Genomic DNA, 6226 nt, shown 5'->3' with positions numbered 1-6226 from the left:
TCCTCTTTTTTGTAGGGGGGGCTCCTCTTAAAAAAAAAGGGGGGGGGGGGGGGGGGGGGGGGGCGGCCCCCGCATCCTCATGGTCTAGAGGACGACCTCAGCCTCAGTTGCCGCGCTGAGCCTCTTCCATCTGCTCCTTGAGGAGGTCGCCGAGCGTGGTGGCGGCGCTGGCCGCGTCACGCGAATAGCCCTTGATGGCGCTCTGCTCTTCCTCGACGTCCTTGGCCTTCATCGACAGCGACAGGGTGCGGTTCTTGCGATCGACGCCCAGGAACTTGGCTTCGATCTCCTCGCCGACCTTGAGCACCGCGCGCGCGTCCTCGACGCGGTCACGCGAGATCTCGGAGGCGCGCAGATAGCCCTCGACGCCGTCGCCGAGCGTGATGGTCGCGCCCTTGGCATCGACCTCGGCGACCACGCCGGTCACGACGCTGCCCTTCTCGTGCAGGGCGACGAAGCTGGAGAACGGATCCTTGTCGAGCTGCTTGACGCCGAGCGAAATACGCTCGCGCTCGGGATCGACCGACAGCACCACGGTTTCGAGCTCGTCGCCCTTCTTGTAGCGACGCAGCGCGTTCTCGCCGGCCTCGTCCCAGGAGATGTCGGACAGATGCACCAGACCGTCGATGCCGCCGTCCAGACCGATGAAGATGCCGAAGTCGGTGATCGACTTGATCTTGCCGGAGACGTGATCGCCCTTCTTGTGGGTGACGGCGAACTCCTCCCAGGGGTTCATGGCGCACTGCTTGATGCCGAGCGAGATGCGGCGACGCTCCTCGTCGATGTCCAGCACCATGACCTCGACCTCGTCGCCCAGGTTGACGACCTTGGAGGGATGGATGTTCTTGTTGGTCCAGTCCATCTCGGAGACGTGCACCAGACCCTCGACGCCCTCTTCGATCTCGACGAAGCAGCCGTAGTCGGCGATGTTCGTGACCTTACCGAAGACGCGGGTGCTCTCGGGATAGCGACGCGAGATGTTGACCCACGGGTCTTCGCCCATCTGCTTGAGGCCGAGCGAGACGCGCTGACGGTCGCGGTCGAACTTGAGCACCTTGACGCTGATCTCGTCGCCGATCTCGACCACTTCGGACGGATGCTTGACGCGACGCCAGGCCATGTCGGTGATGTGCAGCAGACCGTCGATGCCGCCCAGATCCAGGAAGGCGCCGTAGTCGGTGAGGTTCTTGACCACACCCTTGACTTCCATGCCCTCTTCCAGGTTCTTGAGCAGCTGCTCGCGCTCGGCGCTGTACTCTTCCTCGACCACGGCGCGGCGCGAGACCACGACGTTGTTGCGCTTGCGGTCGAGCTTGATGACCTTGAACTCTTGTTCCTTGCCTTCGAGGTAGGTGGTGTCGCGCACCGGACGCACGTCGACCAGCGAACCAGGCAGGAAGGCACGCACCGTGCCCAGGTCGACCGTGAAGCCGCCCTTGACCTTGCCGTTGATGAGACCCTTGACGGTCTCGGCGTTCTCGAACGCCTTCTCCAGATAATCCCAGGCAGCGAAGCGCTTGGCTTTTTCGCGCGAGAGACGGGTCACGCCGAAGCCGTCTTCGACGGCGTCGAGGGCCACTTCGACCTCGTCGCCGATCGCCACTTCCAGCTCGCCCTCGGGGCTGATGAATTGACTGCGGGGAATGATGCCTTCGGACTTGAGTCCGGCATTGATCACGACGTTGTCGGCGGTGATGTCGATGACGGTGCCGACGACGATGGTACCCGGCTGGAGCTGGGTGGTGTTCAGACTTTGTTCGAAGAGTTCGGCGAAGCTTTCGGTCATGAGATCCAAGTATCCTGAGAATGGCGCGCTGACCCGTCCCATCCGGGACGAGGGGTGTTTTGAGTAAACGAAAAGGTCGACGCTCTCCACGTCGACCCTACCTGTTTCGACCGCTATCCGCCGCTGGCCCAAGTGACTTGGACAGGCAAGGCGCAGGCGATCTTAGGAGCCTCGGGCGATCGCTTCCGGGAAGACGCGCCTAACCTCTTCCAGGACTCGATCGAGCACTTCAGCAATGGACATCTGGGTGGAATCCACCAACACGGCATCCTCGGCGGGACACAGGGGCGCCACCGGGCGGGACCGATCGCGCGCGTCCCGTTCGCGGATGTCCGCTACAAGTTGCGGGAGGTTAGCATCCAACCCCTTCTCCTTCAACTGTTTATAGCGGCGTTCGGCACGGATCTCGGGGCTGGCGTCGAGAAAGATCTTCAGCGGTGCTTGCGGGAAGACCACGGTGCCCATGTCGCGTCCGTCGGCCACCAAGCCGGGCGTGCGGGCGAAGCGGCGCTGCCAGTCGAGCAGGGCCGAGCGCACGCCCGGATGAGCGGCCACGCGCGAGGCGGCCATGCCGGCATCTTCAGTACGGATGGCATCGCTGACGTCCTCGCCGGACAGGAGCACACGTCCGGCTTGGAACTCGACCGGCAGTGCGGCGGCGAGCGGGGTCAATGCCTCGGGGTCGTCGAGATCCAGTCCTTGACGACTGGCGGCCAGACCCAGCACCCGGTAGAGCGCACCGCTATCGAGTGCGTGCCAGCCGAGCCGTTCGGCCAGGAGCTGCATGAGGGTGCCCTTGCCGGTGCCGGAGGGACCGTCGATGGTGAGGATCGGAACCGAGGTCATGGACGCTGCTCCTCGATCGTCAGTCCGGCGCGTGCGGCCAGTTGCGGGAAGCCGGGGAAGGAGGTCTCGACATTGGCGCAGTCGCGCACCTCGATCGGTCCGTTGGCGCGCAGTCCGGCGATGGCGAAAGACATGGCGATACGATGGTCTCCGTGGGCCTCGATGGCGTTCTCACCAGTCGCCGAACCCAGGGCGCCGCCCTGGATGCGGATGCCGTCCGGGGTCGGTTCGGCCTGGATGCCGAGTTTGAGCAGACCGTCGGCCATGACCTGGATGCGGTCGCTCTCCTTGACGCGCAGCTCCTCGGCGCCGGTCAGCACCGTCTCGCCCTCGGCGCAGGCGGCGGCGATGAAGATCGCGGGGAATTCGTCGATGGCCAGCGGCACCTGATCGACCGGGATCTGGATGCCGCGCAGCCGCGCCGACTTGACACGGATGTCGGCCACCGGCTCGCCGCCGGCCGTGCGCTTGTCGAGCAGTTCGATGTCGGCGCCCATGGCGCGCAGGATGTTGATGACGCCGACTCGGGTCGGATTGATGCCGACCTCTTCGAGCAGCAGATCCGAGCCGGGCGCGATACTCGCCCCAACCAGGAAGAAGGCGGCGGATGAGATATCGGCCGGGATGCGCAGTCGGCAGGCCGTCAGGCGTCCGCCGCCGGTGAGACAGACGCGCAGACCCTGGCGGCGTACCGAGTAGCCGAAGGCGGTCAGCATGCGCTCGGTGTGGTCGCGCGTCGGCTCGGGTTCGACGATGCAGGTCTCGCCCTCGGCATAGAGTCCGGCCAGCATCAGGCAGGATTTGACCTGGGCGCTGGCCATCGGCAGGCGGTATTCGAGGCCGTTCAGATGGTCCACCGGCTCGATGGTCAGCGGCGCGGTGCCGGTCGGACTGGTGCGGATTTGAGCGCCCATCAGCGCCAGCGGCTCGGTGACGCGGCGCATCGGACGGCGCGTCAGCGAGTCATCGCCCACCAGCGTGGCCGTGAACCCCTGCCCCGCCAGCAGTCCGGCGAGCAGCCGCATGGCCGTGCCCGAGTTGCCCATGTCGAGCACCGTCTCGGGCACACGCAGACCGCGCATCCCGACACCCTCGATCACCAGCTCGCCGTCGTTCGGACCCTCGATCGACACGCCCATGGCGCGGAAGGCCGCCAGCGTGGCCAGGGCGTCGGCCCCCTCCAGGAAGCCGCTGACCTGGGTGCGCCCCTCGGCGATGGCTGAGAGCATGATGGAGCGATGCGAGATCGATTTGTCGCCCGGCACGCGCAGACGTCCGCGCAGTGAGCCGCCGGGTGTGATGAGGTAGCGATGATCGATGAGCGAGGACAAGGCGTCTCCCAAGGCTCGCGTGGCCGGTGATGAAAGGGCTGGGATTGTAGCAGTCGCCGGGCGGCGAACCAACGCGCACCACGCCGGAATGGAAATTCGAGTAGGATGTCGACCCGACTCGTTCGAGCATCATGACGGATGCCCGTCGAAGCGGCGTCCTCCCGTTCACACCCTAAAGATCGACCCCATGCCCATCACCGAGAAACAGAAACGCTGGCTCAAGCCCCAGGTCCATCATCTCAAGCCCGTGGTGCTCGTTGGCCAGCACGGCCTCACCGAAGCGGTGCTGGCCGAGATCGAGATTGCGCTCGACCATCATGAACTGATCAAGGTCCGCGTCAACGCCGGCGACCGTGACGAGCGCGATGCCGCCATCGGCCTGATCTGCGAGCGCACCGGAGCGGATCTCATCAATCGCATCGGCAACGTCGCCGCGCTCTATCGCCACAATCCCAAGAAGCGCGATCCCATCGTGCTGCCGAAGCTCTGAGGCGATTCCAAGCCGCGATGCACGCTGAAGCGATGGCCTGAACACCGCGCCGCCCGGTTCAGGCCATGATTCTGGACTTTTAGGACTTGGGCAGGGTCACACCGCGCTGTCCCTGGTACTTGCCGCCGCGATCCTTGTAGGACGTCTCGCACACCTCATCGGACTCGAAGAACAGGATCTGCGCCACACCCTCGTTGGCGTAGATCTTCGCGGGCAGCGGCGTGGTGTTGGAGAACTCCAGGGTGACGTGACCTTCCCACTCGGGTTCCAAAGGGGTCACGTTGACGATGATTCCACACCTTGCATACGTGCTTTTCCCGACGCACACGATAAGCGTATTCCGAGGGATGCGGAAATACTCCACCGTGCGCGCCAGCGCAAACGAATTCGGCGGAATGATGCAGACATCGGACTTGAGATCGACGAAGCTGTTGGAATCGAAATTCTTGGGATCGACGATCGCTGAGTTGATGTTGGTGAAGATCTTGAACTCATCGGCGCAGCGTACGTCGTAGCCGTAGCTCGACGTGCCGTAGGAAATCACGCGCCCATGCTCGCCTTCACGCACCTGACCCAGTTCGAAGGGATCGATCATCCCATGCTCGACGGCCATGCGTCGTATCCAGCGATCTGATTTGATGGCCATCTGGCCTCCTGACGAAAAACAAAAAACTACGACGCCGCTGATGGGCGGCGCACGACAATGAACTAAGGGGACAGCGCCAAGCCGCGCTCAGTAACCGTCCGGATTCTGCGACTGCCAGCGCCAGGCATCGGCCACCATGCGCTCCAGATCGTATTCGGCGCTCCAGCCCAGCTCGTCGCGTGCAAGCGACGGGTCGGCATAACAGCACGGGATGTCACCGGGCCGGCGTTCGACGATGTCATAAGGGACAGGACGACCGCTCGCCCGCTCGAAGGCCGCGATCACCTCCAGCACACTATAACCGCGACCAGCCCCGAGATTGTAAGTGACCACGCCTGGTGATTCTTGCAGCTTGTGCAGGGCGGCCAGATGACCGCGCGCCAGATCCACCACATGGATATAGTCACGCACCCCGGTTCCGTCCGGCGTCGGATAATCGTTGCCGAAGACGCGCAACCGTTGGAGCCGCCCGACCGCCACCTGGGCGATATAGGGCATCAGGTTGTTCGGGATTCCGTTCGGATCCTCGCCGATGCGCCCGCTCTCATGCGCGCCGACCGGATTGAAACAGCGCAGCAGCGCAATGTTCCAGCGCGGATCGGATATATGCAGATCGCGCAGGATCTCCTCGATGAACAGCTTCGAGCGCTCATAGGGATTGGTCGCCCCGGCGGGGAAATCCTCACGGATCGGCACGGTCGCTGGATCGCCATAGACAGCCGCCGAGGAGCTGAAGACAAGATTGCGCACACCGGCGTCGGCCATCGTCTGACAGAGCGTCAGGGTACCCTGGACGTTGTTGTCGTAGTACTCCAGTGGATGCGCAACCGATTCGCCCACCGCCTTGAGACCGGCGAAATGGATCACGGCATCGAACCGGCCCTGGCTGAAGATCACGTCGAGCGTCTCGCGATCGCGCAGATCGACCTCGAAGAAACCCACGCCCTGCCCTGTGATCTCGCCGACTCGACGCAGGGATTCCTCCTGGCTGTTGCAGAGATTGTCGAGCACCACGACATGGATGCCCGCTTGCAGCAGCTCCAGGCAGGTGTGGCTGCCGATGTAGCCGGCCCCGCCAGTCACTAGAACTCGCATGTCTCGTGCGCTCCCCTCTGTTCGAATGAAAT

6 protein-coding genes are annotated in these 6226 nt (G+C 64.0%); 1 reads left to right on the top strand and 5 read right to left on the bottom strand.

The genetic code is table 11. From position 1 onward, the window contains the following. Nucleotides 1-103: 103 nt before the first annotated feature. From rpsA to aroA, 3 genes are all read right to left on the bottom strand, one after another. Nucleotides 104-1786 carry a 30S ribosomal protein S1 gene (rpsA, locus tag HW932_RS04765; RefSeq protein WP_176975337.1) on the bottom strand — a complete coding sequence of 561 codons (1683 nt, stop codon included), beginning with the start codon at nucleotides 1784-1786 and terminating at the stop codon, nucleotides 104-106. A gap of 162 nt (nucleotides 1787-1948) precedes the next feature. Then, nucleotides 1949-2632, bottom strand: a complete 684-nt coding sequence (gene cmk / locus HW932_RS04760; protein ID WP_176975336.1) for a (d)CMP kinase — start codon at nucleotides 2630-2632, stop codon at nucleotides 1949-1951. Then, the gene (gene aroA, locus HW932_RS04755) at nucleotides 2629-3963 is read right to left on the bottom strand and encodes a 3-phosphoshikimate 1-carboxyvinyltransferase (RefSeq protein ID WP_176975335.1); all 1335 of its coding nucleotides are present in this window, start codon (nucleotides 3961-3963) and stop codon (nucleotides 2629-2631) included. Before aroA ends, cmk begins: the two co-directional genes overlap by 4 nt. Before the next feature lie 187 nt (nucleotides 3964-4150). Between aroA and yhbY the strand changes: the two genes are divergently transcribed. After that, nucleotides 4151-4453, top strand: a complete 303-nt coding sequence (gene yhbY / locus HW932_RS04750) for a ribosome assembly RNA-binding protein YhbY (protein WP_176975334.1) — start codon at nucleotides 4151-4153, stop codon at nucleotides 4451-4453. A gap of 79 nt (nucleotides 4454-4532) precedes the next feature. On the opposite strand, the gene dcd is transcribed toward yhbY, so the two are convergent. Both dcd and galE read right to left on the bottom strand, forming a co-directional pair. Continuing rightward, entirely contained in the window at nucleotides 4533-5099 is a 567-nt protein-coding gene (gene dcd, locus HW932_RS04745; RefSeq protein ID WP_176975333.1) for a dCTP deaminase, read from the bottom strand. An 87-nt stretch (nucleotides 5100-5186) separates the two neighbouring features. Continuing rightward, nucleotides 5187-6194 carry a UDP-glucose 4-epimerase GalE gene (gene galE, locus HW932_RS04740; RefSeq protein WP_176975332.1) on the bottom strand — a complete coding sequence of 336 codons (1008 nt, stop codon included), beginning with the start codon at nucleotides 6192-6194 and terminating at the stop codon, nucleotides 5187-5189. Nucleotides 6195-6226 lie beyond the last annotated feature (32 nt).

It is taken from the genome of Allochromatium humboldtianum (genome assembly GCF_013385175.1).
Lineage (GTDB): Bacteria > Pseudomonadota > Gammaproteobacteria > Chromatiales > Chromatiaceae > Thermochromatium > Thermochromatium humboldtianum.
Note: the sequence above shows the minus strand (reverse complement) of the source record. Positions and strands in the feature narration are given on the sequence as shown.